The sequence below is a fragment of the Pseudomonas synxantha BG33R genome (assembly GCF_000263715.2).
GTDB lineage: Bacteria > Pseudomonadota > Gammaproteobacteria > Pseudomonadales > Pseudomonadaceae > Aquipseudomonas > Aquipseudomonas synxantha_A.
In genome coordinates this window covers 4,989,630-5,014,944 of sequence record NZ_CM001514.1, presented here as the reverse complement: position 1 = coordinate 5,014,944, position 25,315 = coordinate 4,989,630, and the positions used below count along the sequence as shown (strand labels likewise).

Genomic DNA, 25,315 nt, shown 5'->3' with positions numbered 1-25,315 from the left:
GGCAAATGTGGGAGGGGGCTTGCCCCCGATGAGGCCCTACAGAACACCCCATAACAACAAGGAGGCCCCCGTGAGCGTAATCAGTAAATCCATTCTCCTCGTCGACGACGACCAGGAGATCCGCGAGTTGCTGCAAACCTACCTCAGTCGCGCCGGCTTCCAGGTCCGTGGCGTGGCCGATGGTGCGGGGTTCCGCCAGGCGATGAACGAGGCGCCGTGCGACCTGGTCATCCTCGATGTGATGTTGCCGGATGAAGACGGGTTCAGTCTGTGCCGCTGGATCCGCCAGCACCCGCGCCAGGCACAGGTACCGATCATCATGCTCACCGCCAGTTCCGACGAAGCCGACCGCGTGATCGGCCTGGAACTGGGCGCTGACGACTATATCGGCAAGCCGTTCAGCCCTCGCGAGTTGCAGGCGCGGATCAAGGCGCTGCTGCGCCGTTGCCAATTCGGCCAGGAGCGCAGCACTGGCGGTGATGTACTGGTCTTCGATGAATGGCGCCTGGACATGATCAGCCACCGCTTGTTTCACGTTGATGGCGAAGAGGTCATCCTTTCCGGCGCGGACTTTGCCTTGCTCAAGTTGTTTCTTGATCACCCGCAACAGATCCTCGACCGCGATACTATCGGCAACGCTACCCGCGGCCGTGACCTGATGCCGCTTGACCGTATCGTCGATATGGCGGTCAGCCGCCTGCGCCAACGCCTGCGCGATACCGAAAAACCCCCGAGGCTGATCCGCACCGTGCGCGGCAGCGGTTATCAACTGGCAGCCAGCGTGGTTGCCGGCAATGCCCACTGAACCTTTGACCGAGCGCCGCCGCCGCTTTCCGGTGCCACGTTCGTTGCTGGGGCGCATGTTACTGCTGACCTTGCTCGCCGTGCTGTTCGCCCAGGCGCTGTCCAGCGTGATCTGGGTGTCGCAATTGCGCGCCACCCAGCTTGAGGGCCTGGTGACCAGTGCCCGTAGCCTGGCGCACTCGATGACCGCCAGCGTGAGTTACTTCCGTTCGCTGCCGGTGGCCTATCGGCCTTTGGTCCTTGATCAGTTGCGCAGCATGGGCGGTACCCGCTTTGTAGTGACCCTCAATGATCGCCCGCTGGACATGGCGATCCTGCCGCAGACGCCACGCAAGCAAGCGGTGCTGGAGGCGGTCGATGAGGTGCTACGCCAAACCCTGGGCGCCGATGTGCATATCTCGGTGGAGTTCGTCAGCGCCGAAGACCTGCGCATCTTCAATGCCGGCCTCAAGCTCGACGAACTGCCACGCTCCTGGGCCCATTACGCATTGACCCTGGAACCGGTAAACCCGCCAGTGCTGGTCACCCAGATTCAACTGGCTCCCGGCGAATGGCTGTACATCGCCTCGCTGTTGCCAGAGCCGTACACCAGCCTTGAAGAACAGGGTCTGCCGTCCCAGCAGGTGTGGTTTATCGTGCTGACCAGCGGTTTTTTGCTGCTGTTTATCGGTTTGCTGGTGCATTGGCAAAGCCGGCCGCTCAAGCGCCTGGCGCGGGCGGCGCGGGATATGTCGCTGGGAGCTGATGTAGAACCGGTAGCCGAAGGCGGCGGCAGTGAAGTGGTGGAGGTGGGCCGCGCATTCAACGCAATGCGCGAACGCATCAGCCGTTACCTGACCGAACGCAGCCAGTTGTTCAGCGCAATTTCCCACGACTTGCGCACCCCGATTACCCGCCTGCGGTTGCGTGTGGAATTGCTCGAAGACGAGAACCTGCAAACCAAATTCGGCCGCGACCTGGATGAGCTGGAACTGCTGGTCAAAGGCGCGCTGCAATGCGTGAAAGACACCGACATCCACGAAAACATCCAGCCGGTGGACCTCAACCACGTACTCGAATGCCTGGTGGAACCGTACCTGGCACCCAACGGCAATGGGCGGGTAACCCTTGATGGCGCGGCCCTGGCGGCCTACCCGGGCAAGCCGCTGGCGCTCAAGCGTTGCATCGGCAACCTGATCGACAACGCCTTGAAGTACGGGCAGAACGCACATCTGCATATCGAAGATGATGGTGTGCAGTTCGTCCTGCATGTGGATGACGAAGGCCCCGGTGTGCCGGAGCAGCGTCTGGAGCAGGTATTTGAACCGCACTTTCGCCTGGCCGGCCAGCAGCAGGGGTATGGCCTGGGGCTGGGGATCGCGCGCAACATTGCCCATAGCCATGGCGGTGAAGTGAGTTTGCAGAACCTGCGCGAAGGCGGACTGCGCGTCACCCTGCAACTACCAAGAACCTTGGACTAACAAACACCTGAGCTCAAATGTGGGAGCTGGCTTGCCTGCGATAGCGGTGGTTCAGTTGACTCATTAGTGACTGACACACCGCCATCGCAGGCAAGCCAGCTCCCACATTTTGCTCTGCGTACATCAGATGCTTTGGCGCAACCGGGCCAGGTCGCGCAGCGGCGGCGCCCCAAACAACCGGCTGTATTCCCGGCTGAATTGCGACGGGCTTTCATACCCCACCCGATACCCCGCAGCCGAGGCTTCCAGTCCTTCGGCAATCATCAAGCGCCGGGCTTCCTGCAAGCGCAGCTGCTTCTGGTACTGCAGCGGGCTCATGGCCGTAATCGCCTTGAAGCGATGGTGCAAGGTCGAGACGCTCAGGTTCACTTCCTTGGCCAGGTCGTCGATGCGCAGTGGCTGTTCATAGTTGCCGTTCAGCCATTTGATCGCCTGGCTGACGCGATGGCTCTGGCTGTTGGCCACGGCAATTTCATACAGGCGATAACCCTGTGGGCCCCGCAGCAAGCGATAGAGAATTTCACGGTTGATCAACGGCGCGAGCATGGCGATGTCTTTGGGCGTATCCAGCAGGCGGGCCAGGCGCAGCACGGCGTCGAGCAACGGGGTGTCGATGCGGTCCACATACATGCCGCGAGAGGTGGGCCGCGACGGCACACCCATAGGCCCGGCTTCGGCAATCAGCGCGGTGAGCTGGGCCGGATCGATATTGATGCGGACCGACAGGTTGGGGTCTTGCGGGGTGGCATCGATGATTCTGCCGGCTACCGGCATGGCGACCGAGAACACCAGATAATTGAGCGGGTCGTAGGCAAAGATTTCGTCGGCCAGGCGCACTTCCTTGCTGCCGCTGGCGAGGATGCACAGGGCAGGTTCCACCAGCACCGGCATGAAATCCCGTGGCGTGTTGTGGCGGTTCAGATACAGCGAGGTGATCGCCGTGCCGTAGGAGCCATCTTCCCAGGTGTGGCGGTGCACGATACTGGCCAGCTCGGCGCGTTGTTTCTCCATCTCGGCATCGACGGGGGTAGGCTTTGGTTCGGGCGACGACATGGGGCGTCCTCTACACGCTGCTTTGATGGGCTCAGCTTAGCGGCAGCTTTTGAAAAAGTGTTACGTCGATTCTGCAGGATCCTTGCCTGATCCTGCGATAGGTAGTGAATCAGGCAAGCAGGGCGCCTGTCATCTCCCTGAAACACTGGACCGGCCCATGGAATAAATCCCGGGGGCCAAACGTCTTCTCTATGTTTCTCGCAGGATTGTGCAATAAGCCTGCAGGAATCGACTAACCGCAGCCACAGCCGGGCGGCTATCTTTGATCCTGTGGCAACACACCCTCACCGTGCTTGCCGAGCATCACTTCTCAACGGGAGAGTCGAACATGTCCACCCCCATTCCCGCGAGCCACATGGCCTTTATCCGCGCCCGTAGCGGGTGCAGCACCGAACTCGGTGCACGCTTGAGCAGTTTGATCGAACCGGGTCGCCAAGCCCCAGGTTGCCTGCAATTCTCGTTGCAGCATTCCCAGGTCGATACTGATGTATGGCTGGTATCAGGTTTTTGGAGCAGCGAAGAGGCCATGAGTGCCTACTTCAGCTCACCGGCCCTGATGATCTTTACCGAGCTGTTGAACGACATGGTGGTCCGCAGCATGGACTTCCGGACCTTCACCGATGCATCTGCCGTCAACGCCTACGGCGAGTACCTGCAACTGGCCGGTTGAACCGGTTTACAATGGCCGACTTTTCCATTGGCCAGGACCTGCAATATGGCACGTAAAGAGTTTGCCCACCACGAAGCCGTTTCCGCCTTGGTGCGTGAAGAAGAGGGTGGCTATAGCGCTGCCATCGCCGTCAAGGCACTGGATGGCATGGGCGCCCCCAAGTTCCACAAGATCCTCGACGGGCAGAAGTTCAAGACGGCTGCTGACGCTGACGATGCGGCAATGCAGCAACTTGATCTGTTGAATGATGTGAATGCTGACGGCGAACTGAGCTGGGCCCCCGCCGTACTGTAGGAGCGAGCTTGCTCGCGAAAAACTCAAGAGCACCGCGTTCAGCCTGGTGCCCGCGTTATCGTTAACGATCTTCGCGAGCAAGCTCGCTCCTACAGGGGTTATTGAGGTCTGTGCATTTTGAACAGCGCTTGCGGCCCCAACTGGAAGTAATCCGCCGGGCCGCCGCCGCGCAAAATCGGCTCGGCGGCAGCAGTGTCGTAGATCCCATCCTTTAGCAACCACTTGGCGATATGCACCGCAACCACTTCGCCCAGCACCAGCCAACTCGGCACCAGCTCCTTGTCGGCGCGTTGCAGTTGGATGATCTGCGTCACTTTGCATTCAAACGACACCGGGCTCTCGCCGACGCGGGGTACCGCGACGACTTTCGAAGCCACCGGCGTCAGGCCGGACAACTCGAACTCATTCACATCCGCCGAGACCGCTGCGCAACTCTGGTTCATCTGCTCGGCCAACGGGCGAGTGGCCAGGTTCCACACAAACTCGCCGGTCTGCTCAATGTTATTCAAGCTGTCTTTGCGCCCGACACTGGAAAACCCAATGATCGGTGGGATGTAGTTGAATGCATTGAAGAAACTGTAAGGCGCCAGGTTCAGGCGGCCTTCGCTGTCGTGCGAGGAGATCCAGCCAATCGGGCGCGGGCCGACGATGGCATTGAACGGGTCATGGGGCAGGCCGTGGCCATTGGCGGGTTCGTAGAAGTGAATATCGTCGGACATGACCTGTTCTGCTCTCGATTCTGGGGCCCACATCATATCCAATGTGGGAGGGGGGTTGTCCCCTCCCATATTTTTTAGTCCGTGGTAATCCGCGAGTGCTTGCGGGTGTCTTTCATGGTCACGTAGACCATCAGCGACACTGCGATACACGCGGTCACGTACCAGTAGTAGCCAGTTTCCATACCGATGCTCTTGAACCACAGCGCGATGTATTCAGCAGTGCCGCCGAAGATCGACACCGTCAGCGCATACGGCAGGCCCACGCCCAGGGCGCGGATTTCGGTGGGGAACAGTTCGGCTTTCACCACGGCGTTGATCGAGGTATAGCCGCTGACGATGATCAGCGCTGCCATGATCAGGAAGAACGCGCCCCACCAGCTCTGGATGGTGTGCAGGGTGGTGAGGATCGGCACAGTGAACAGGGTACCCAGGACACCGAAGGCAATCAGGATCGGGCGACGGCCGACTTTATCCGAAAGCCCGCCGATGATCGGCTGCAGGCACATGAACAGAAACAGCGTGGCTGCCGAAATGGTGGTGGAGTCGGAGATGCTCATGCCGACCGTGTTCACCAGGTATTTCTGCATATAGGTGGTGTAGGTGTAGAACGCCAGGGTGCCGCCCATGGTCAGGCCGACCACGGTCATCAGTTCCTTGGGGTGGCGCATCAAGGTGCGCATTGCGCTTTCCTTGGCCTTTTCCTTCTTGGTGAACGACTCGGTTTCTTCCATGCCGCGACGCAGATAGAGCGCGACCACTGCACACAAGGCGCCGATGGCGAACGGGATACGCCAGCCCCAGGCGTACAACTGTTCGGTAGTCAGCAGTTGTTGCAGCACGATCAGCACCGCCAGCGCGATGAGTTGGCCGGAGATCAGGGTCACGTATTGGAAGCTGGAGTAGAAACCACGACGTTCCTTGGTCGCCATCTCGCTGAGGTAAGTGGCGGAAGTGCCGTATTCGCCACCGACCGACAGGCCCTGCAGCAAACGGGCAAACACCAGCAGGATCGGCGCGCCGATACCGATGAGTTCATAGCCCGGGCTCAGGGCAATCAGCAGCGAGCCGAAGCACATCAGGTAGACCGAGGCCATCAGGGCTTTTTTACGCCCGACCTTGTCGGCATACAGGCCCATCAGCCAACCACCGATAGGGCGCATCAGGAAGCCCACGGCGAAGATCGCGGCGGTGTTGAGCAGTTGGGCGGTGGTGTCGCCTTTGGGGAAGAATGTCTTGGCGAAGTACAGCGAGAAGGCGGCGTAGACGTACCAGTCGTACCACTCGACCATGTTGCCGACCGATCCACTGAAGATCGACTTGATGCGGCTGGAGGTGGTGCGTTCTTTTGCCGGCGCAGACGCCGATCCCAGAGGCAGGGAGTTGGAGTTATCCATTGAAGGATCCTTCATCTAGTTGTTTTTATGGAGCGTGCTTGAGCACTGCCTGGCTTGGGCTATAGCAGAAGCTGTGCCAAGTGGATGAAGGCCCGGAATAGAAGGGTTGCGAGGTTTTTTTGAGCGGAAAGTTGCCGATGATTTTTGCGGGATGAGCGGAAATCCGCTTATGGTTTGCTCGCGAAGACGTCCTTGCAATCGCTACATAAGCAGGATCAGAGGAACATTTCCCGCACCAACCCATGCCGCTGCATCTTTTCATTGAGGGTCCGACGCGGCAGTTGCAGCTCGGCCAACACCGCTTTGATATCGCCTTTATGCCGGGTCAGCGCGGCTTTCAGGCAATGCGCCTCGAAAGCCTCCTGCTGCGCCGCCAGCGATTGCCCAGGTTCAATACCTTCAGGTTCAGGCTCGCCAAGCCCCAGCACCTGGCGCTCGGCGACGTTGGCCAGTTCACGTACGTTGCCCGGCCAGTCATGGCTGAGCAGGCGACTCAGCTGCGGCCCACTCAACGGCTGAAGATGGCGGCCCAAACGCTCGGCAGCGCTTTGGGCGAAATGCTCATACAACAACGGAATGTCTTCGCGACGCTCGCGCAGGGGCGGCAGGCGCAGTTGTGCGACGTTCAGGCGATAAGCCAGGTCCTCGCGAAAACGCCCGGCGCGTGCTTCTTCGAGCAGGTCCGGCTTGGTAGCGGCGATGATGCGCAGGTCGACATTGATGCTCTGGTTGGAACCCAATCGCTCCAACTTCTGCTCTTGCAACACGCGCAGCAGTTTTACCTGTTGCGCCAGGGGCATGCTTTCAATTTCGTCGAGGAACACGGTGCCGCCACGGGCGTACTCCAGCTTGCCGATACGCTTGCCCTGGGCGCCGGTGAAGGCGCCGCTTTCGTGGCCGAACAGCTCGGCTTCAAACAATTGTTCGGGGATAGCCGCGCAATTGAGCGCCACAAACGGCTTCTTCGCTCGTGGGCCGAAGTCATGCAGGCAGCGGGCAACCAGCTCTTTACCGCTGCCGGTCTCGCCACGGATCAACACATTGACCGGCAGTGTCGCCAGGTCCAGCACCTGGCGACGCAGGGTTTGCAGGCCCTTGGACACCCCCAACAGGCTGGATTCCAGTTGTGCACGGTGATCGGCCTGTTGGTGCAGGCGGCGGTTTTCCAGGATCAGGCCGCGCTTGTCCAGCGCCCGGCGCAGGCTGTTGAGCAGGGCATCCGGGCTGAAGGGTTTTTCCAGGAAGTCGTAGGCGCCGTCGCGCATGGCTTCGACAGCCATTGGCACGTCGCCGTGGCCGGTGAGCAAAATCACCGGCAAGTCGGAATCGCGCCGCTGTACCTCGGCCAGCAATTCAAGGCCACTGAGCCCGGGCATACGCACATCGCTCAAGATCACCCCAGGGAAGTCCTTCGGCAGGTGCGCCAGGCATTCCTCGGCACGGCTGTACAACTGAACGTCAAACCCCGACAGGCTCAGCCACTGTTCGACTGCCGTGCGAATGCTGGCTTCGTCATCCACCACAATCACTGCGTTCAACATAGGTCAGGTGTCTCCAGCGCGACGGGCAGGGTCAGGGTAAAGACTGCGCCGTCCCCATGATTGCCGACGATCAGGCGCCCGCCCAATTCATGCACGATAGCGTAGGACACCGCCAGGCCCAAGCCGAGCCCGTCACCCACCGGTTTGGTGGTGAAGAACGGGTCGAATACGTTGTTCAAATGTTCTTCGGCAATCCCGCCACCGCTGTCGCTGACGCTCAACTGCCACAGCTGCTGATCGGCGTGCAGACGGATTTCCAGGCGTTTGCGCGGCTTGTCGGCCATGGCGTCCAGGGCGTTGCGCAATAGGTTGATCAGCACCTGTTCCAAGCGAATCGCATCGCCGCGTACCCAGGCCGGGCGGGCCAGGTCCAGCACCACGCCGATGGCCTCATCGCGCAGGCGCGCGTCGAGCAGGTGCAGGGACTGGTCGACTACGGTGGCTAGATCCAGGCGTTCGCGCAGGCCGCTGGGGCTTTTGCGCGCGAAGGTCTTGAGGTGGCCGGTCAGCGCGGCCATGCGCGTCAGCATGTCATCCAACGGCGTGAGCGCCTTGTAGGCGTCGTCCACACGGCCATGGTCGAGCAACAGCCGCAGGGTGGCCAGCTGCATCCGTTGGGTGGTCAGCGGTTGATTGATCTCATGGGCAAGGGCGGCGGACATCTGCCCCAGCGCCGCCAGTTTGGCTGATTGAACCAGGCCATCCTGGGCGGTGCGCAGGGCCTGGGTGCGTTCTTCTACCAAGTGTTCGAGTTCTTCGCGGCTGCGTTGGCGAAGGCGAGCCAGGCGCCAGCGTTGACTCAGGAACAGCACAAGAAACACCAGCGCCAGCCAGGACCCGGCGGCGGCGAGGCCGGCGTTGCGTTGGTCTTCAAACGGGAACTGCGGTTTGCGCAGCAGGTGCAGGGTCCAGCCTTCGGCTTTCAGCGGCAGGGATTCCCAGATGTAGTTGGCGCTGCCGTCCGGGCCGTTGACGCGCATCAGGTGGCTGTTGTCGTCGAAGCGCTGCAGGGTCTGGGTATCCAAGGGTTGCAGCTGCTTCTTGTCGTATTGGCGAGTGGCCTTGAGTTCAGCCAGGTCACTCTCTGACAGCGGTCGCAGGTTGCGATAACGCCAGCCCGGCTGGTTGGCGATAAACACAATGCCGCGTGCATCGCTGACCAGCAGCAAGTCATTGCCCTGGGCCCATTCGCGTTCCAGTTCGGGAAACTCCAGCTTGACCACCATGGCGCCGAGGAACTGCTCGTGTTCATCGACCACCGCGCTGGACAGGAAATACCCCGGAATGCCGGTCGTCACCCCCACCGCGTAAAAGCGCCCGGTGCCTTGGCTCAAGGTCTGGCTGAAATACGGACGGAACGCGTAATTGTGGCCGACATAACTGCTGGGCAAATTCCAGTTGCTGGCGGCCACGGCCAGGCCGGTGCGGTCCATCAGCTCCAGGGTGGAGGACTGGGCCGCGCCGTTGATGCGTTCGAGCTTGCGATTGAGTACATCCTGGGTGGCACTGTCGAGTGGGCCCTTCAGCGCGCTGATCATTTCCGAGTCCAGCGCCAGCACGGCGGGGAGGGCGCGGTAGCGTTCGATCAAGGTATGCAGCGAGTTGGCATACAGCGCCAGCTGTTGATTGGCGCGAGCGGCTTCATCCACCAGGGCCTGACGCTCGGCGTGGCGGGTGGCCAGGGCGGCGGCCAGCACTGCGCCGGCGATGATCAGCAACGAGTAAAACGTCAGACGCAGAGGGCGAGGGATCACGATCATACGATGATGAACAGGCACAGTGAGGGGCGAGCACCATAGCATGAGCTGTCTGGATCTTGTGGCGAACGAGCTTGTGTGGGAGCTCCCACATTTCACAGCGTTCGCCATGGCAATCGCTTCAGGTGTAAAAAAGGCGACTGGGCCATGGGCCGCAGTCGCCTTTATGCTTGTGGAGAAAGCGCTTACTGCACTTCCACCGCCAGGCTCTCACTGATCTTTTTCTGCCAGATGGCAGGACCGGTGATGTGTACCGATTCGCCTTTGCTATCGACTGCAACGGTGACCGGCATGTCTTTCACGTCGAACTCGTAGATGGCTTCCATGCCCAGCTCGGCGAACGCCACCACGCGGGACTTCTTGATCGCTTGGGCCACCAGGTAGGCGGCGCCGCCCACGGCCATCAGGTACACGGCCTTGTGGTCCTTGATCGCTTCGATAGCGGTAGGGCCGCGCTCGGACTTGCCGATCATGCCCAACAGGCCGGTCTGCTCGAGGATCTGACGGGTGAACTTGTCCATCCGCGTCGCGGTGGTCGGGCCCGCTGGGCCAACCACTTCTTCGCGCACCGGATCAACCGGGCCGACGTAGTAGATAAAGCGGCCCTTGAGGTCCACCGGCAGGGTTTCGCCCTTGTTCAGCATCTCGACCATGCGCTTGTGCGCCGCGTCGCGACCGGTGAGCATCTTGCCGTTGAGCAATACGGTTTCGCCCGGCTTCCAGCTCTGCACTTCTTCCGGGGTCAGGGTATCGAGGTTGACGCGGCGAGCCGATGGGCCGGCTTCCCAGACGATTTCCGGGTAGGCGTCCAGCGATGGCGCTTCCAGCGACGCCGGGCCCGAACCGTCGAGCACGAAGTGCGCGTGACGGGTGGCGGCGCAGTTGGGGATCATGCACACCGGCAGGGAAGCGGCGTGAGTCGGGTAGTCCATGATCTTCACGTCGAGCACGGTGGTCAGGCCACCCAGGCCCTGGGCGCCGATGCCCAGTTGGTTGACCTTCTCGAACAGCTCCAGGCGCATCTCTTCGATACGGTTCTGCGGGCCGCGCTTTTTCAGCTCGTGGATGTCGATGGATTCCATCAACACTTCCTTGGCCATCACCGCGGCTTTCTCGGCAGTGCCGCCGATGCCGATACCGAGCATACCTGGTGGGCACCAGCCGGCACCCATGGTCGGAACGGTCTTGAGCACCCAGTCGACGATCGAGTCGGACGGGTTGAGCATGGCCATTTTCGACTTGTTCTCGGAACCGCCGCCCTTGGCCGCCACGTCCACTTCCACGGTGTTACCCGGGACGATGGAGTAGTGGATCACCGCAGGGGTGTTGTCCTTGGTGTTCTTGCGCGCGCCTGCCGGGTCGGCGAGGATCGAGGCACGCAGAACATTTTCCGGCAGGTTGTAGGCGCGACGCACGCCTTCGTTGATCATGTCGTCCAGGCCCATGGTGGCGCCGTCCCAGCGCACATCCATGCCTACGCGCACGAACACGGTGACGATACCGGTGTCCTGGCAGATCGGGCGATGGCCGGTGGCGCACATGCGCGAGTTGATCAGGATCTGGGCGATGGAGTCACGGGCCGCCGGCGATTCTTCGCGCAGGTAGGCTTCGTGCATGGCCTGGATGAAATCAACGGGGTGGTAGTAGGAAATGAATTGCAGGGCGTCGGCAACGCTCTGAATCAGGTCGTCTTGCTTGATCACGGTCATGAGTCGCGCTCCTCTATAAGGGAACATTCAATAAAGGTGGGCTCAGTGCTGCATCGGTCGGCTGAGCCCACCTTTCCAAGGCACGCCAAAGTGGTGCAGGCGCGACGCTAAAAAGGCGCGGCAGTATAACCCGGCACGGTGGCCGATACACCCGACTATGGTCAAACTGTCGCAGGCATGATTCCCTGTGCGCGCTCCTTATGCTTGAGACCCTGATATGCCTGAACTGTACGTCGGCGAACGCCACTGGTCGGTCACCACCGGCAGCAACCTGCTGGATGCCTTGAATCAGGCAGGTGTGACCGTGCCCTACAGTTGCCGGGCCGGCAGTTGCCATGCGTGCCTAGTGCGTTGCCATGGCGAAGTCGACGACCAGCAGCCTGACGCGCTGAGCTCGGCGCAACGCCAGGACGGGTGGCGCCTGGCGTGTCAGTGCCGGATCAGCGCTGATCTGAGGGTCGAGGCGTTTGATCCGTTGCGTGATGGCCTGCCTGCGCGGGTGGAGGGTGCCGATTGGTTGAGTCCGACGGTGCTGCGCCTGCGCCTTCAACCTGAGCGTGGCCTGCGGTACAGCGCCGGGCAGCATCTGGTGTTGTGGGCAGGGCAGGTGGCGCGCCCCTATTCCCTGGCGAGCGTGCCCCAGCAGGACCCGTACCTGGAGTTTCATATCGATTGCCGTCAACCCGGGGAATTCAGTGATGCTGCTCGCCACTTCAAGGTCGGTGAGCCGTTACGCCTGGGCGAATTGCGCGGCGGGGCGTTGCACTACGACCCTGACTGGCAAGCCCGGCCCTTGTGGCTGCTGGCCTCCGGCACTGGGCTGGGTCCGTTGTGGGGGGTATTGCGCGAAGCGCTGCGCCAGGAACACCAGGGTGCCATCCGCGTCATTCACCTGGCCCATGATGCCCAGGCTCACTACCTGGCCGAACCCCTGGCGGCGCTGGCCGCGCAGCATCAGAACATTGTGGTGGAGTTATGGACTGCAGATGAGTTGGCCCAGGCATTGGGGCAACTGCGGCTTGCTTCGCGACAAACCCTGGCCTTGGTCTGCGGGCATCCTGCCAGCGTCGAAGCCTTTTCCAAGCGCTTGTTTCTGGCGGGGCTGCCGCGTAATCAACTGCTGGCCGATGTGTTCCTGCCCCGTGGTTGAGTGCTGACTGTCGAGTACAGGCTTTGCGGGTGTACGCGATTAACTGTGGGAGGGGGCTTGCTCCCGATGAGGCCCGACGGTTTAACACCTGAGCCGGCATTTGAAATGCAAAAAGCCCCGCCATTCTCATGGCGGGGCTTTTGTTTTTTCAGCCTGTCACTCAGACCTGTGGGTCGCCCACATGCAGGATCTTCATGCCATTGGTGCCACCGGTGGTGTGGTAGCTGTCGCCCTTGGTCAGGATGACCCAGTCGCCTTTCTCCACGACGCCGCGCTTGACCAATTCGTCGATAGCCTTCTGGCTGACTTCGTTCGGTGCCAGCGACGCCGGGTCGAACGGGATGGTGTATACGCCACGGAACATGGCCGCGCGGGCCTGGGCTTCGCGGTGCGGGGTGAACGCGTAGATCGGCACCGAGGAGCGAATGCGCGACATGATCAACGGCGTGTAGCCACTTTCGGTCAAGGCGATGATCGCTTTAACGCCCGGGAAGTGGTTGGCGGTGTACATGGCTGCCAGGGCGATGCTCTGGTCGCAGCTTTCGAAGACCTTGCCGATGCGGTGGCTGGAGGTCTTGCTGGTCGGGTGCTTTTCGGCGCCGACGCAGATGCGTGCCATGGCCTGGACGGCTTCCAGCGGGTACGGGCCGGCGGCACTTTCAGCCGAGAGCATCACGGCGTCGGTGTAGTCGAGCACGGCGTTGGCCACGTCGGACACTTCGGCGCGGGTCGGCATCGGGTTCTGGATCATCGACTCCATCATCTGGGTCGCGACGATCACCGCCTTGTTGTGGCGGCGTGCGTGCAGGATGATCTTCTTCTGGATACCGATCAGCTCGGCGTCACCGATTTCCACACCCAGGTCGCCACGGGCAACCATCACGGCGTCGGAAGCCTTGATCAGACCGTCGAGGGTTTCGTCGTCGGCCACGGCTTCGGCACGTTCGATCTTCGCTACCAGCCAGGCGGTACCGCCGGCTTCGTCGCGCAGTTTACGGGCGTATTCCATGTCGGCGGCGTCGCGAGGGAAGGACACCGCGAGGTAGTCGACTTCCATTTCGGCGGCGAGCTTGATGTCGGCCTTGTCTTTTTCAGTCAGGGCCGGTGCTGTCAGGCCGCCACCGCGGCGGTTGATGCCTTTATGGTCGGACAGCGGGCCGCCGATGATCACGGTGCAGTGCAGCTCGGTCGGGGTCGCAGTGTCGACGCGCATGACTACGCGACCGTCGTCCAGCAGCAGTTCGTCACCGACGCCGCAATCCTTGACCAGGTCGGGGTAGTCGATACCGACAACGTCCTGGGTGCCTTCGGTCAGCGGGTGGCTGGTGGAGAAGGTGAACTTGTCACCGATCTTCAGCTCGATCCGCTTGTTGGCGAATTTGGCGATACGGATTTTCGGGCCTTGCAGGTCACCCAGCAATGCGACGAAGCGGCCATGCTTGGCGGCCAGGTCACGCACCAGCTTGGCGCGAGCCTTGTGCTCGTCCGGGGTGCCGTGGGAGAAGTTCAGACGGGCGACGTCCAAACCAGCCAGAATCAGCTGTTCGAGGACTTCCGGCGAGTTGCTGGCCGGGCCAAGGGTGGCGACGATTTTGGTACGACGGACGGACATGCACAGACTCCTGAGTTCAAGCGCTGGGGAAGGCTACTATGCTCTTTCGTTGTAGTCATTGTTCGTTTGCACTACTTATCGACGATTGCCTTTGTTTTTGCTGCAGTTGGATGGGTAAACAGCCTTGAAGATTTTCGCCCGGGGGTCGATACACTGCACAAGACAGGAGAACCCCCATGCGAATTTTGCTTGTTGCTGCCCTGGCCGTCAGTGTTGTCGGCTGTACCCGCTGGTCGATGGACCACCATTTGAACAACGCCTACCGTGCCTATGGGGTGGGCGACTGCGCACGTGTCACCCTGGAGTTGTCCCAGGTCGATCGCGAAAGCCGTACCCGTCGCTATGTGCAACCGGAGGTTTCGATGTTGCGCGGGCAGTGCCTGGAGCGGCAGAAACTGTTTGTCGATGCCGCACAAACCTATCAGTTCATCATCAGTCAATACCCGTCGAGCGAGTACGCCTACCGCGCTCGCGCCCGGCTCGATACCTTGCAGCAGCTGGGGCATTACCAAGGCGGGAGCGCTGTAAAACCACGGCCCGCGTCTTTGTAATGATATTTGTCATTTCATAGCTGGCCCGTCGCCAGTCTTGGGCTATTCTTTGGAGGTCTGTTTGTATAGGTTTCCATTTGAACGGATGCAAGGCCCGGGTTCGGCAGCCGTCTGGTGAAGAGCGGTACCTGTTGTCAAACCGGGATCCAGGGAGAGCGAGCGGTTGCTCGTTCCGAATCACTGGCACAGTCAGACTCTTGGCTATTGGATGGCGACTTTCATCATGTTTACTGCGCGACGGATCGAACGGCATCAATTGCCTTATTTTTTGCAGGTGTTCAACCGTATCACCGACAAACCAATCGGTTTTTTGGGCAATGTGTCTGAAAACGGGCTGATGTTGATCAGCCAATTACCCATGATGATCAATGTGGATTTTGAGCTGTGCCTGAAAGTACCAACGGCACAAGGCGAATTTCAGACGATTGATCTCACAGCGACCTGTTTATGGAGTCATGAGGATGTCAATCCTCAGCACTATGACTCCGGGTTCCGGGTGCAGAATGCACCCGAAGAGTACGGGCAATTGATTGATGCCCTGTTGCAGTACTTCAGCTTTGACCCTCAACAGGCCTCCGTCTGAACACAGCAGTTAGAAAACCCCGGCTTTTTTCCATCCCAGGTAGCGCGTCACCAGCGTGGCGCCCATTTCTGAAGGCAACGTGTCCAATACTGAAAGCCCATGAGCGCTCAAGCGATCATGGAGCTGGTTTCGACTGTTGAGGTAATCGACGGTGCCACTGTAGGCCAGTGCTTCGGGCAATGTTTGCACAGGGGCCTGGCGCAGTTGATCGAGGATTTCCTCTCGCAGGCTGGCTACCAGTACGCGGTGTCGCCTACCGATTCGTTTGACGGCGCTCATCAGCGCTTCATCATCCTCATCCCGCAGGTTTGTGACGATGATCACCAGTGCCCGGCGTTTTTGGCGTGCCAGCAATTGATGGGCGGCAGCCTCATAGTCGGCGGTGTTTCGGGTGGCCTCCAGATCGTAGACAGCATTGAGCAAAGTGTTCAACTGGCCACTGCCCTTGACCGGCTTCAGGTAACGCGGTTGGTCGCTGGCAAAGGTGCACAACCCCACGGCGTCGCCCTGTCGCAGCGCGACGTAGCTCAAGAGCAGGCAGGCGTTGAGGGCGTGGTCGAAATGAGATAACTCGGCATCCTGGCTGCGCATGCGCTGGCCGCAATCGAGCATGAATACAATTTGCTGGTCGCGCTCGTCCTGGTATTCCCGGGCGATCGGTGTGCGTTGGCGGGCGGTGGCCTTCCAGTCGATCTGGCGCAGGCTGTCACCTTCACGAAACTCGCGCAGTTGATGAAACTCCAGGCCTAAACCCCGGCGTTGATGTTGGCGCACGCCCAACTGGCTAAGCCAGTTATCCACACCCAGCAACTGCGCGCCGTACAAGCGGGCGAAATCCGGGTAGACCCGGGTGGCGTCGTGGGTTTCGATGCATCGCCGTGCCGACCACAGCCCCAATGGGCTGGGCAGCCAAAGTTCGCAGCGGCTGAAGCTGAAATGCCCGCGTCGCAAGGGACGAACGCGATAGCCCAACTCGCCGCGCTCGCCAGGGCGCAATTCAATGGATTGAGGCAGGTTATCCACACTCAGGCCATCGGGCACGTGATCGAATACCTGCACGGTCAGTGGCTGAGGATAGTCGTGCTCCAGGCACAGGCGCACTTCTTCCCAGCGCCCCAGCGCCAGGCTGCCGGGCAGTTTCCTGTGGACGCGCGTTGTGGGGCGACGGTGCAAGCGTGCGGCATCCAGCAGGGCCAGCAGCAGCAAAGCCAGCAGCAGGCCCCAGGCCACTGAATGCAAGGTTTCAGGTACCTTGAGCTGCAACGCGACGGAAGCGCCCAACAGGGTGTTCAGGCCAAGCAGCACACCCAGCCAGATCAGGAGCAGACGGGTCGGTTTCATGGGCGTGTCATTGCCTTGGCGCCGCTACTTGATCCAGCAACTGCTTGAGCACCTGATCCACCTCCAGGCCGTCGATGTCCAGTTCCGGCGCAATGCGTACCCTATGCCGCAGCACTGCCAGGGCACAGCCCTTGATGTCATCGGGTGTCACGAATTCTGCACCACGCAACAGCGCTCGGGCACGGCCGCCGCGTACCAGGGCGATAGAGGCCCTGGGCCCGGCACCGATGGTCAATCCTGGCCAACTGCGTGTGGCGCGCGCCAGGCGCACAGCGTAATCGAGCACCTGTTCATCCAGGGGCATGTTACTGGCGATCTGCTGCATCAGCACCACATCCTCGGCTTGCAGCACGGTGCGCAACGGCTGCACATCCAGCATGTCTGCCCTGGATGAGCGCGTCACTTCGCGGACCATGTCCAGTTCTTGTTGGGCGTCGGGGTAGTCCATGCGGACCTTGAGCATGAACCGGTCCAACTCGGCTTCGGGCAACGGGTAGGTGCCTTCCTGCTCGATGGGGTTCTGGGTCGCCAGCACCATGAAGGGCTCGCCGATGGGCAATGCCTCGCCCTCAAGGGTGACTTGGCGTTCCTGCATGGCTTCGAGCAACGCTGCCTGGGTCTTGGCCGGGGCGCGATTGATTTCGTCGGCCAGCAACAGGTGGGTAAACAATGGCCCCTTGCGCAGTTTGAACTGTTCGGTCTGCAGGTCGTACACGGCGTGGCCGGTGACATCGCTGGGCATCAGGTCCGGGGTGAACTGGATACGGGCGAAATCACCGCCAAAGCATCGGGCCAGGGCACGTACCAGCAAGGTCTTGCCGAGCCCGGGTACGCCTTCGAGCAGTACATGGCCGCCAGCGATCAAGGCGGTGAGCACATCGTCAATCACCTGATCCTGGCCAATCACTGCCTTGCGCAATTCCACACGCAGGGCCTGGGCTTGCTGGCTGGCACGTTGCAGGTTCTCGGCGGTCAGGGCGGTGGCCATTGGAGAGTCGCTCATAAGGCATTCCTGAGGGTTTGCAGGCACGCAACCTGTCGGCTGAAGTCGGCGCTGGAGAGCCGTTTCTGCGTCAGTGGTTCGAGCGCCTGGCTGATGATATGAGGGGGTTGTCGCGTCAGGTGTTCCAGCACCTGCCACTGCTCTGCTGTATCGAGATGCTCAAAGCCTGGATGGCGTCGCCGGGCGGCGCGCAGGATGTCGTGCTGCAAGGCTTGCAGCAAGGTGCCCTGGCCGCTGCGGCGCAGCAGGAAATCGGCGCTGGCCTTCAAATGTTCCTGGAGCTGCCGACGTGCCTTGGGCGCCGGTGCCTGGATCGGGCCCTGGCGCATGGCGGCCTGCCATAGCGCCAGGGCAACCAGTGCCGCAAGGGCGACGAGGGCTTGTGGGAAATATCGAATCAACAGGGTAAACAGATCGTCCGTTTCACTGTTGAACAGCAAGGTGACGTCAGTCTCCTGGGTCAGGTACCACAGCAACCAGGCGTTATCGTGTTGACCGATGCTCGGGGTTTTCCACAGGTCGCTATCGGTAATCACAGTGACGCGGCCGTGCCCCAGGTTGAGTTGCATCAGGTGGCTTGAATGGGCGCTGTTGGCGGAAAACTGCGCCAGGTGTTTGGGGTCGATGAGGTTGAAGTCGGTGTCAAAACTGAAATACGCCGGGGCGGTTTCGTTGTCGACATAAAGCCTGGTCAAGTCTGCCGCAGGCTTTTTACGGGCAGGCGCCGGTTCGTCGAAGGTTTCGCTCAAAGCCTGGTGGATATCAAGGCGATCAAGCAGCAGGTCGCCGCTCTTGCTGGTCTCCTCGTCCCACAATGCCTCGGCGACCAGCAGCAAGTGCCCGCCGGCGTTTGTCCAACCCAGCAGTTGCTCGACCTGGCGCGGGGTCATGTTGCTGCGTTCCCCCAGCAGCAACAGGCTATGACCTTTGGCGGGTAGGTCCGCGAGCCGTTCAAGGCCGTTGGCGCGTTCCACCACCAGGCCTTGCTGGTGCAGGAAATGCTCGGCAGCCAGATAAGGATTGGCGAGTGCATCCGGCGATGGGCCGCGGTCCACCACTTCGTCATAGGGGATTGCCTTGTGCCAGGCGTACAAGCCACCCACGCCCAGCAGGCATACCAGCAGCAGTGCCACCCACAATAATGGCCGGTTCATTGGCTGGCTCCGTCATTGAACAGAGCGCGCCAATCGCTGCACAGCTTTTGTTGGGTCGAGGAGGGCGGCAGGCGATGACCATAGGCGAGGTTTTGCCAGTGACGCGTCAGTTCGTCACTGAAAGCCAGCAACTGCGGTTGTTGCAAGTGTCGAACGCGCTCCAGCACCTGGCCTTCGGTGTCGGCGCTTTTGAGCTGCAGGTCGAATTCATGCAGTAGCCGGCTGAGCAGGCCGCGATACAGCAGGCCAAGGGCTTGCCTTGGCTGAGTGGGCCATAGTTGTTCGGCGGCACTGGCGATATCTTGCGGCAATGTATCGAGCCCCAGCTCCAGCCCGAACAACTGAGCGGGGGTAGGGGTGGCGGTTGCAGGGCGGGCGCGCCGGCTGCGGCTGACAAAGGTGCGTAGCCACTCACGGTAACGCCACACCACCAGGGCCAGCCCACCAATCACCAGGCTCCACAATAGTATTTCCAGGGTTTTGGCGAGGGGTTTGAAGGTGTCGCTGTTGAGATTGTCGAGTAAGGCCTGGAGCCAACCGGGTAATTTACCGTCGCCACGGGCTGTGCTTTTAACCGGTGTTTTTTCTTCACCAAACCGATAACGGGTGACGGTTTCCGGGTTCTTGAAGGGCGGCTTGTCCAGCAGTGCCTTGATGGACTGACTGGCAGCCTGGGTATTGAGTGGCTTATGGCCCGTTGATTCATCGGCCATGGCGGGTGGGCTGAACGGTATGAGCGTCAGCCCGACGACCAGCAACAACAGCGACGCGGCACTGCTCAGGCGCTGACGCAAACGGCGGAATACCAACTCCAGGTCCCAGGCTTCCAGAGCCGTACGACGATTGAGGTACAGGCTGAAACCACAGGCAACGTAGATGGGTTCCCAGAACACCAGGATCAGCGCGTAAAAGGCATTGCCCAGGTGCTCCAGCCACAGCACGTTCGGGCTGGTTGCCAGTGCCAGGCGTTGCCAGTCCCAATCCATTTCCAGCTGCTGCGGGATGAATAAATAGAACAGCGCCATGGCGCCGAACCACAGGCCGATTTCCAGGTGTACGCCGATAACAGTCAGCCAGCGGGCGGCACCAGCGTTACGTTGCAGCAATATCCCCAGGCGCTGTTGCCGCGCCTGACCCTCGAGGCCTTCAAGTTGACTTACCGGCAACGTAAAGCTGCGGCTCATGCTCAGGCGTCGCCAGGTCAGGCTGGCGAACAGTTGCCCCTTGAGCAGTTGCGGCCACTGGCGAATGGCCTGTTTGAGACGGGGGGGGCGCCAAACAGGGCTTTGGAAAGAATGTACAGCGGCAAGCGGTCAAAGGCCGGCTTGAGCCACCAGAACAGAAACATGGCCAGCGACGGGTAATTCCACAGCAGTACGGTCAGCGAGATAAACACCGGCAGGCTCACCATCGCCCAACTGCCCATCAGCAGCAAACGATGTTCCCTGGCCATCAGTACGCCCAGGTCCATGGCTTCCCAGGAAGTACGCGGGCGAATCACCACGCTGGCGTCAGTCAGGCGCATGGCGATTCCGTCCGGCGAAGATCAGGTAAACGGCCACCAGCAGCCAGAGCGCGGTGCCTACCAGGTATTTGAGCCAGGGCTCGATGTGGGTGGTGGAGGACCAATAGGCTTCGATGAACGCCGCGATCAGCAGAAACACCATGACGCCGCAAAGTATCCGCACACTTTTGTGGGCTGCCAGGCGCAAGGCCTCGCTGCGTGCCAGCCGCCCGGGAGCGATCAGTGACCAACCCAATTGCAAACCCGCGGCACCGGCCAGCGCAATGGCGCTCAATTCGAATGCGCCATGACCGATGACGAATGACCAGAAGGTTTGACCATAGCCAATGTCGGTCAGGTGCCCTGAGACCGCGCCGATGACCAAACCGTTGAAAATCAGGAAGAACACGCTGCCCAGGCCAAACAACAGGCCGGCGGCAAACGTCTGGAAGGCGATGCCGATGTTGTGCATCACGTAATAGCCAAACATCATCCAGTCCTCGCTGGCTGCACGCTCGGCGGCGCGCCCCAGACGACTGGCGGCGGGGTCGTACATGCCCTGCATCTCGGCCACCTGTTGGGCGCTGACGATGCTGTAGATAAGGTCGGGGAACAGGTAGACCAGCAGTGCAATGCCCACCAGGCTGCCGAAGAACAGCAGACCGGAGATCAGTACGAAGCGCCACTGTTCACGTACCAGGCATGGGAAATCGGCGAGCAGGAACGCCAGCATCTTGGCCGCCAGTTGGCTGCGATGGCGATACAACTGTTGATGGCCGCGCAGCGCCAGTTGCTGCAGCCGGTCTACCAGGTAGCTGCTGTAGCCACGCTGTTGGGCCAGGGCCAGGTGTTGGCACAGGCGTCGATACTGGTGAGGGAAGTCAGCCACTCCGCCAGCCTTGGCTTTGCCTTGCTCCAACTGCTCAAGTTGTTGCGCGAAGGTTTGCCATTGCTGCTGGTGGCGGCTTTCAAAAAGACTCTGCTTCATGTCGGCCCCAATAAGCCACGGGCCACACCGTTGAGTTGCTCCACGGCGCGTGCCGGAGGCACTTGCAGGGGCGTGGCGAGGATCGCCGCCAGTTCATGCACGCGTTCGGCAGACAGCTCGGCCTGGCGCTCGGCAAAACCGAGGATGGCCCGCTGTTCGCTCAACTCCAGTGCAAAGGGCAGCCGCAGCGCGGCGGCTTGAGGGATACGCGGGCGCACCAGCGGTAGTTCGCGGTAGACCACCAGTGTACCGGCGGCCAGATCGCCCAGACGCTTGAAGTGCGGGTGTTGCAGGCAGCTGATCGCACCGAGGAAGTAACCAAAAGGCAGCATGTCGACAAAGCGCAGCAGGTTGCGGATCAGCGACGCCGACCAGCCAATCGGGGTGCCGTCATCCTGCACCACTCGCAGGCCCATGACCTGCTTGCCCGGCGAGCAGCCCTGGTTGAGCACTTCAAACAGCACCATGTACCACCAGCTCACCAGGAACAGCAGAAGCGACCCCAGCCCGAGGCCAATATTGCCCAGCAGCGCCAGGGGCACCAGCAGGATGCCCATGATGATGCCACGCACACCCAGGTCGAATGCAAAGGCCAATGCCCGGGATGGCAGGCCGGCAGGGCGCAAGGGCAGGTCGATCCCCTCCGGGGTCTCGATTTGGTAATGGGTATCCAAAGGAGCTGGCGGCATTGCGATCCCTGGCAGTGCAAAGCGGTTAGGAGACACGGATGCTAGCAGTGTCGACGCTGGAAGCAACCATTCAAGGTTTTACTGGATATTTATACAGTAAAGGTATCGCTGGCCCCAGACACCTTGCAGCGCCTAGACTTTGTCGGTCTTCAGCACAGGAATAGCCCGTGACCTCGATTTTCTGGTACGACTATGAAACCACCGGCATCAACCCGCGCAACGATCGCCCGCTCCAGGTTGCCGGTATTCGCACCGATCTCGAACTCAACGAGGTCGGCGAGCCGATCAATCTTTATTGTCAGCCCGGCGACGATATTCTGCCCCATCCGGCTGCGTGCGCGATCACCGGGATCACGCCAGGCGTCCTGGCACAGAAGGGCCTTGCCGAAGCCGACTTCATGACCCGGGTGCACGCCGAGCTGGCCGCGCCAGGCACCTGCGGCGCCGGTTACAACACGCTGCGGTTTGACGATGAAATGACGCGCTACAGTCTGTACCGCAATTTTTTCGACCCTTACGCGCGCGAGTGGCAGGGCGGTAACAGCCGTTGGGATTTGATCGACGTGATGCGCACTGCCTATGCGCTGCGGCCGGAGGGCATTATCTGGCCTGAGCAGGACGGGCGCGTGACGCTCAAGCTGGAGCGGCTGACCCACGCCAATGGTATCGACCATGGTCAGGCACACGATGCGTTATCTGATGTGCGTGCAACCATCGCCCTGGCGCGATTGGTTCGGCAAAAGCAGCCCAGGTTGTACGAGTGGTTATTTCAACTGCGCAGCAAGCAGCGAGTTATGGATGAGGTGCGGTTGTTGCAACCGATGGTGCATATCTCCGGGCGTTTTTCCGCCGAGCGCCATTACCTGGGCGTGGTCTTGCCCCTGGCCTGGCACCCGCGCAACCGCAATGCGTTGATTGTCTGCGACCTTGGGCTCGACCCACAGGGGTTGCTGGAGCTGGATGCACAGACCTTGCGCGAGCGCCTCTATACGCGCCGTGATGAGTTGGCGGACGGTGAACTGCCGGTGCCCCTCAAGTTGTTGCATATCAACCGCTGCCCGGTGGTAGCACCGTTGAAGGTGTTGCGTGCGCAAGATCGCGAGCGTCTGCAATTGGATATGAGCACCTATCAGGCGCGGGCGCTGCGGCTAACTGACGCACAGGAAGTTTGGCGCGACAAGTTGGCGGCCATTTATGCCGAGGAGGACTTTGCCTCGAATGCAGACCCGGAGCAGCAGCTCTACGATGGCTTTATTGGCGATCGGGATCGCCGGTTATGTGAACAAGTTCGCATGGCAGAGCCCGCTCAATTAGCACATCAATCGTGGCCGTTCGATGATCATCGTTTGCCGGAATTATTATTTCGCTATCGTGCACGTAACTTCCCTGAAACCTTGAATACAGAGGAGCAACAACGCTGGAGACTTTTCTGTCAGCAACGTTTGTCAGATCCGCAGTGGGGAGCACCGAATACCCTGATGGCATTTAAGCAGGCGCGCGAGGAGTTGGCGCTTAGTGCCACCTCATTTCAGTGCCAGGTGCTGGATCAATGGCAGGAGTATGCCGATTCTTTAGCGGCCCGCCTGAGCCTGTAGGCTGGTAATTGCTGAGTATTCAGACAATAAAAAACGCCAGCAAGCTGGCGTTTTTAATGTGTAGCGTATCGGGTGAACGTCCGACCAGGCTTAGCCCAGCAGAGTCGCCCAACCTTCAACTACGTCACCGCCCCACTTGGCTTTCCACTCTTTCAGAGTTTTGTGGTTGCCACCTTTGGTTTCAATCACTTCGCCGTTGTGCGGGTTTTTGTATTGCTTGACTTTGCGAGCACGCTTGGTGCCAGTAGTTTTTACAGCGCCGCGCGGCGCTTTAACTTTCGATTCTGGATCCAGCAGCGCGATGATGTCACGCAGGGATTTGGAGTATTCACCCATCAGGGTGCGCAGTTTGCCTTCGAATTCCAGCTCGGTTTGCAGCTTGTCGTCTTGGGACAGGTTCTTCAAACGGGCTTGCAGCTCTTTGATTGCTTCTTCGGTGGCGCGGTATTCGTTGATCAGGGACATGTGGACTACCTTATGTAGAACGCTGATTGACAGGGTGAGTGGCCTAATAATAGTCAGGCAATTTCACCAAGTAAACATTTAAGAAGATATTTATGTGAAGCAGATTGAATGTTTGTGGCAAAGCGATGCAAAAGTGTTAATTGGCAGCCGTTACGTCGAAAGATAAATACCTTAATTTTTCGCTAACTGTCTGGGCGTACCGTTGTACGGTCATATAGCGATGGTAAAGCCTTACGCTATTAAGGGCTGTTGCCACCAGGCGGCTGCAGAATAAGGCGCAAGGAATACTGCAGTTTTTCTGCGCAATCGCTAGAATAGCGGCCTTTGCGAAGTTCTGGAGTTTCCCCCTAATGCGCACTTTTCGGCTGGTGATTGCTTGCCCGGACCGGGTTGGCATCGTTGCCAAGGTCAGTAACTTTCTGGCTTCCCACAATGGTTGGATCACCGAGGCGAGCCATCACTCGGACGATCTCAGCGGTTGGTTTTTCATGCGTCACGAAATTCGTGCCGATACGCTGCCCTTTGGCCTGGAAGCTTTCCGCGAGGCGTTTGCGCCCATCGCTGAAGAGTTTTCGATGACCTGGCACATCACCGACACGGAACAGAAAAAACGCGTGGTGCTGATGGCCAGCCGCGAATCCCACTGCCTGGCAGATCTGCTGCACCGTTGGCACAGCGACGAGCTGGACTGCGAGATCGCCTGCGTGATCTCCAACCATGACGACCTGCGCAGCATGGTCGAGTGGCATGGCATCCCGTACTACCACGTACCGGTCAACCCGCAGGACAAGGAGCCGGCATTCGCCGAGGTGTCGCGCCTGGTCAAGCAGCACGAAGCGGATGTGGTGGTGCTGGCGCGCTATATGCAGATCCTGCCACCTGAACTGTGCCGCGAATACGCCGGCAAGGTGATCAATATCCATCACAGTTTCTTGCCATCGTTTGTTGGGGCCAAGCCGTATCACCAGGCTTCCCTGCGCGGCGTGAAATTGATTGGCGCGACGTGCCACTACGTCACCGAAGAGCTGGACGCCGGCCCGATCATCGAACAGGACGTGGTGCGTGTCAGCCACAGTGACAGCATCGAAGACATGGTGCGGTTTGGCCGGGACGTCGAGAAGATGGTGCTGGCGCGTGGCCTGCGTTACCACTTGGAAGATCGGGTATTGGTACACGGCAACAAGACCGTGGTGTTCTGATCGTTCGGGTTTGGTTGAATAAGCAGGGGCCTGGGAGTAAAACTCCTCAGGCCCTTTTTTATTCCTGCTATCAAGGAGGC

22 protein-coding genes and 1 pseudogene are annotated in these 25,315 nt (G+C 60.3%); 9 read left to right on the top strand and 14 right to left on the bottom strand.

Annotated elements, in window-relative coordinates:
• Positions 1–70: 70 nt before the first annotated feature.
• Entirely contained in the window at positions 71–805 is a 735-nt protein-coding gene (locus PSEBG33_RS05660; RefSeq protein WP_005790997.1) for a response regulator, read from the top strand.
• Between the two features lie 31 nt (positions 806–836).
• Positions 837–2,264, top strand: coding sequence for an ATP-binding protein (locus tag PSEBG33_RS05665; RefSeq protein WP_198287294.1), 1,428 nt, complete (start codon positions 837–839; stop codon positions 2,262–2,264).
• Between the two features lie 123 nt (positions 2,265–2,387).
• On the opposite strand, the gene PSEBG33_RS05670 is transcribed toward PSEBG33_RS05665, so the two are convergent.
• Positions 2,388–3,317 (bottom strand): AraC family transcriptional regulator, encoded by a 930-nt coding sequence (locus PSEBG33_RS05670; protein ID WP_005790993.1) that lies wholly within the window; start codon positions 3,315–3,317, stop codon positions 2,388–2,390.
• 328 nt (positions 3,318–3,645) lie between these two features.
• Here PSEBG33_RS05670 and PSEBG33_RS05675 point away from each other — a divergent pair, with 328 nt between their 5' ends.
• Both PSEBG33_RS05675 and PSEBG33_RS05680 read left to right on the top strand, forming a co-directional pair.
• The gene (locus tag PSEBG33_RS05675) at positions 3,646–3,987 is read left to right on the top strand and encodes an antibiotic biosynthesis monooxygenase family protein (RefSeq protein ID WP_005790991.1); all 342 of its coding nucleotides are present in this window, start codon (positions 3,646–3,648) and stop codon (positions 3,985–3,987) included.
• Between the two features lie 45 nt (positions 3,988–4,032).
• Complete coding sequence (locus tag PSEBG33_RS05680; protein ID WP_005790989.1) at positions 4,033–4,281, top strand: hypothetical protein; 249 nt, start codon at positions 4,033–4,035, stop codon at positions 4,279–4,281.
• Between the two features lie 98 nt (positions 4,282–4,379).
• Here the strand turns inward: PSEBG33_RS05680 and PSEBG33_RS05685 are convergent, their stop codons facing one another.
• The 5 genes from PSEBG33_RS05685 to PSEBG33_RS05705 all read right to left on the bottom strand — a co-directional run bounded on the left by PSEBG33_RS05685 (position 4,380) and on the right by PSEBG33_RS05705 (position 11,401).
• A complete protein-coding gene (locus PSEBG33_RS05685; protein ID WP_005790987.1) occupies positions 4,380–5,000 on the bottom strand; it encodes a flavin reductase family protein in 621 nt (206 codons plus the stop codon).
• A 74-nt stretch (positions 5,001–5,074) separates the two neighbouring features.
• Positions 5,075–6,394: an MFS transporter gene (locus PSEBG33_RS05690; protein ID WP_005790985.1), complete on the bottom strand. Its 1,320-nt coding sequence runs from the start codon at positions 6,392–6,394 to the stop codon at positions 5,075–5,077.
• 215 nt (positions 6,395–6,609) lie between these two features.
• Positions 6,610–7,935 (bottom strand): sigma-54-dependent transcriptional regulator, encoded by a 1,326-nt coding sequence (locus tag PSEBG33_RS05695; protein ID WP_005790983.1) that lies wholly within the window; start codon positions 7,933–7,935, stop codon positions 6,610–6,612.
• Positions 7,929–9,695, bottom strand: a complete 1,767-nt coding sequence (locus PSEBG33_RS05700) for an ATP-binding protein (RefSeq protein ID WP_005790981.1) — start codon at positions 9,693–9,695, stop codon at positions 7,929–7,931. The genes PSEBG33_RS05695 and PSEBG33_RS05700 overlap by 7 nt, the downstream gene beginning before the upstream one ends.
• A gap of 182 nt (positions 9,696–9,877) precedes the next feature.
• Positions 9,878–11,401 (bottom strand): fumarate hydratase, encoded by a 1,524-nt coding sequence (locus PSEBG33_RS05705; RefSeq protein WP_005790979.1) that lies wholly within the window; start codon positions 11,399–11,401, stop codon positions 9,878–9,880.
• Between the two features lie 217 nt (positions 11,402–11,618).
• Here PSEBG33_RS05705 and PSEBG33_RS05710 point away from each other — a divergent pair, with 217 nt between their 5' ends.
• Positions 11,619–12,551 (top strand): iron-sulfur-binding ferredoxin reductase, encoded by a 933-nt coding sequence (locus tag PSEBG33_RS05710; protein WP_005790977.1) that lies wholly within the window; start codon positions 11,619–11,621, stop codon positions 12,549–12,551.
• Positions 12,552–12,711: 160 nt separating this feature from the next.
• Here PSEBG33_RS05710 and pyk read toward each other — a convergent pair whose 3' ends face one another.
• A complete protein-coding gene (gene pyk / locus PSEBG33_RS05715) occupies positions 12,712–14,163 on the bottom strand; it encodes a pyruvate kinase (RefSeq protein ID WP_005790976.1) in 1,452 nt (483 codons plus the stop codon).
• 176 nt (positions 14,164–14,339) lie between these two features.
• On the opposite strand from pyk, the gene PSEBG33_RS05720 reads away from it, so the two are divergent.
• Together PSEBG33_RS05720 and PSEBG33_RS05725 are read left to right on the top strand one after the other, a co-directional pair.
• Entirely contained in the window at positions 14,340–14,714 is a 375-nt protein-coding gene (locus PSEBG33_RS05720; RefSeq protein WP_005790974.1) for a tetratricopeptide repeat protein, read from the top strand.
• Between the two features lie 223 nt (positions 14,715–14,937).
• Positions 14,938–15,297: a PilZ domain-containing protein gene (locus PSEBG33_RS05725; protein WP_005790973.1), complete on the top strand. Its 360-nt coding sequence runs from the start codon at positions 14,938–14,940 to the stop codon at positions 15,295–15,297.
• A gap of 9 nt (positions 15,298–15,306) precedes the next feature.
• Here the strand turns inward: PSEBG33_RS05725 and PSEBG33_RS05730 are convergent, their stop codons facing one another.
• The 6 genes and pseudogenes from PSEBG33_RS05730 to PSEBG33_RS05750 form a co-directional block, all read right to left on the bottom strand.
• Positions 15,307–16,638: a DUF58 domain-containing protein gene (locus PSEBG33_RS05730; RefSeq protein ID WP_005790971.1), complete on the bottom strand. Its 1,332-nt coding sequence runs from the start codon at positions 16,636–16,638 to the stop codon at positions 15,307–15,309.
• 7 nt (positions 16,639–16,645) lie between these two features.
• A complete protein-coding gene (locus PSEBG33_RS05735; RefSeq protein ID WP_005790970.1) occupies positions 16,646–17,641 on the bottom strand; it encodes an AAA family ATPase in 996 nt (331 codons plus the stop codon).
• Entirely contained in the window at positions 17,638–18,795 is a 1,158-nt protein-coding gene (locus tag PSEBG33_RS05740; RefSeq protein ID WP_005790968.1) for a DUF4350 domain-containing protein, read from the bottom strand. The genes PSEBG33_RS05735 and PSEBG33_RS05740 overlap by 4 nt, the downstream gene beginning before the upstream one ends.
• Positions 18,792–20,320: pseudogene (locus tag PSEBG33_RS28065) on the bottom strand (DUF4129 domain-containing protein). The gene PSEBG33_RS05740 and the pseudogene PSEBG33_RS28065 overlap by 4 nt, the downstream one beginning before the upstream one ends.
• Positions 20,307–21,287: a stage II sporulation protein M gene (locus PSEBG33_RS05745; RefSeq protein ID WP_005790967.1), complete on the bottom strand. Its 981-nt coding sequence runs from the start codon at positions 21,285–21,287 to the stop codon at positions 20,307–20,309. The pseudogene PSEBG33_RS28065 and the gene PSEBG33_RS05745 overlap by 14 nt, the downstream one beginning before the upstream one ends.
• Positions 21,284–21,976 carry an RDD family protein gene (locus PSEBG33_RS05750; RefSeq protein ID WP_005790966.1) on the bottom strand — a complete coding sequence of 231 codons (693 nt, stop codon included), beginning with the start codon at positions 21,974–21,976 and terminating at the stop codon, positions 21,284–21,286. Before PSEBG33_RS05750 ends, PSEBG33_RS05745 begins: the two co-directional genes overlap by 4 nt.
• Positions 21,977–22,143: 167 nt before the next feature.
• Between PSEBG33_RS05750 and sbcB the strand changes: the two genes are divergently transcribed.
• Complete coding sequence (gene sbcB, locus PSEBG33_RS05755) at positions 22,144–23,571, top strand: exodeoxyribonuclease I (RefSeq protein WP_005790965.1); 1,428 nt, start codon at positions 22,144–22,146, stop codon at positions 23,569–23,571.
• Positions 23,572–23,661: 90 nt separating this feature from the next.
• On the opposite strand, the gene mvaT is transcribed toward sbcB, so the two are convergent.
• Positions 23,662–24,036, bottom strand: a complete 375-nt coding sequence (gene mvaT, locus PSEBG33_RS05760; protein WP_005790963.1) for a histone-like nucleoid-structuring protein MvaT — start codon at positions 24,034–24,036, stop codon at positions 23,662–23,664.
• Positions 24,037–24,386: 350 nt separating this feature from the next.
• Between mvaT and purU the strand changes: the two genes are divergently transcribed.
• Positions 24,387–25,235, top strand: coding sequence for a formyltetrahydrofolate deformylase (gene purU / locus PSEBG33_RS05765; RefSeq protein ID WP_005790961.1), 849 nt, complete (start codon positions 24,387–24,389; stop codon positions 25,233–25,235).
• The last annotated feature ends 80 nt before the right edge of the window (positions 25,236–25,315 follow it).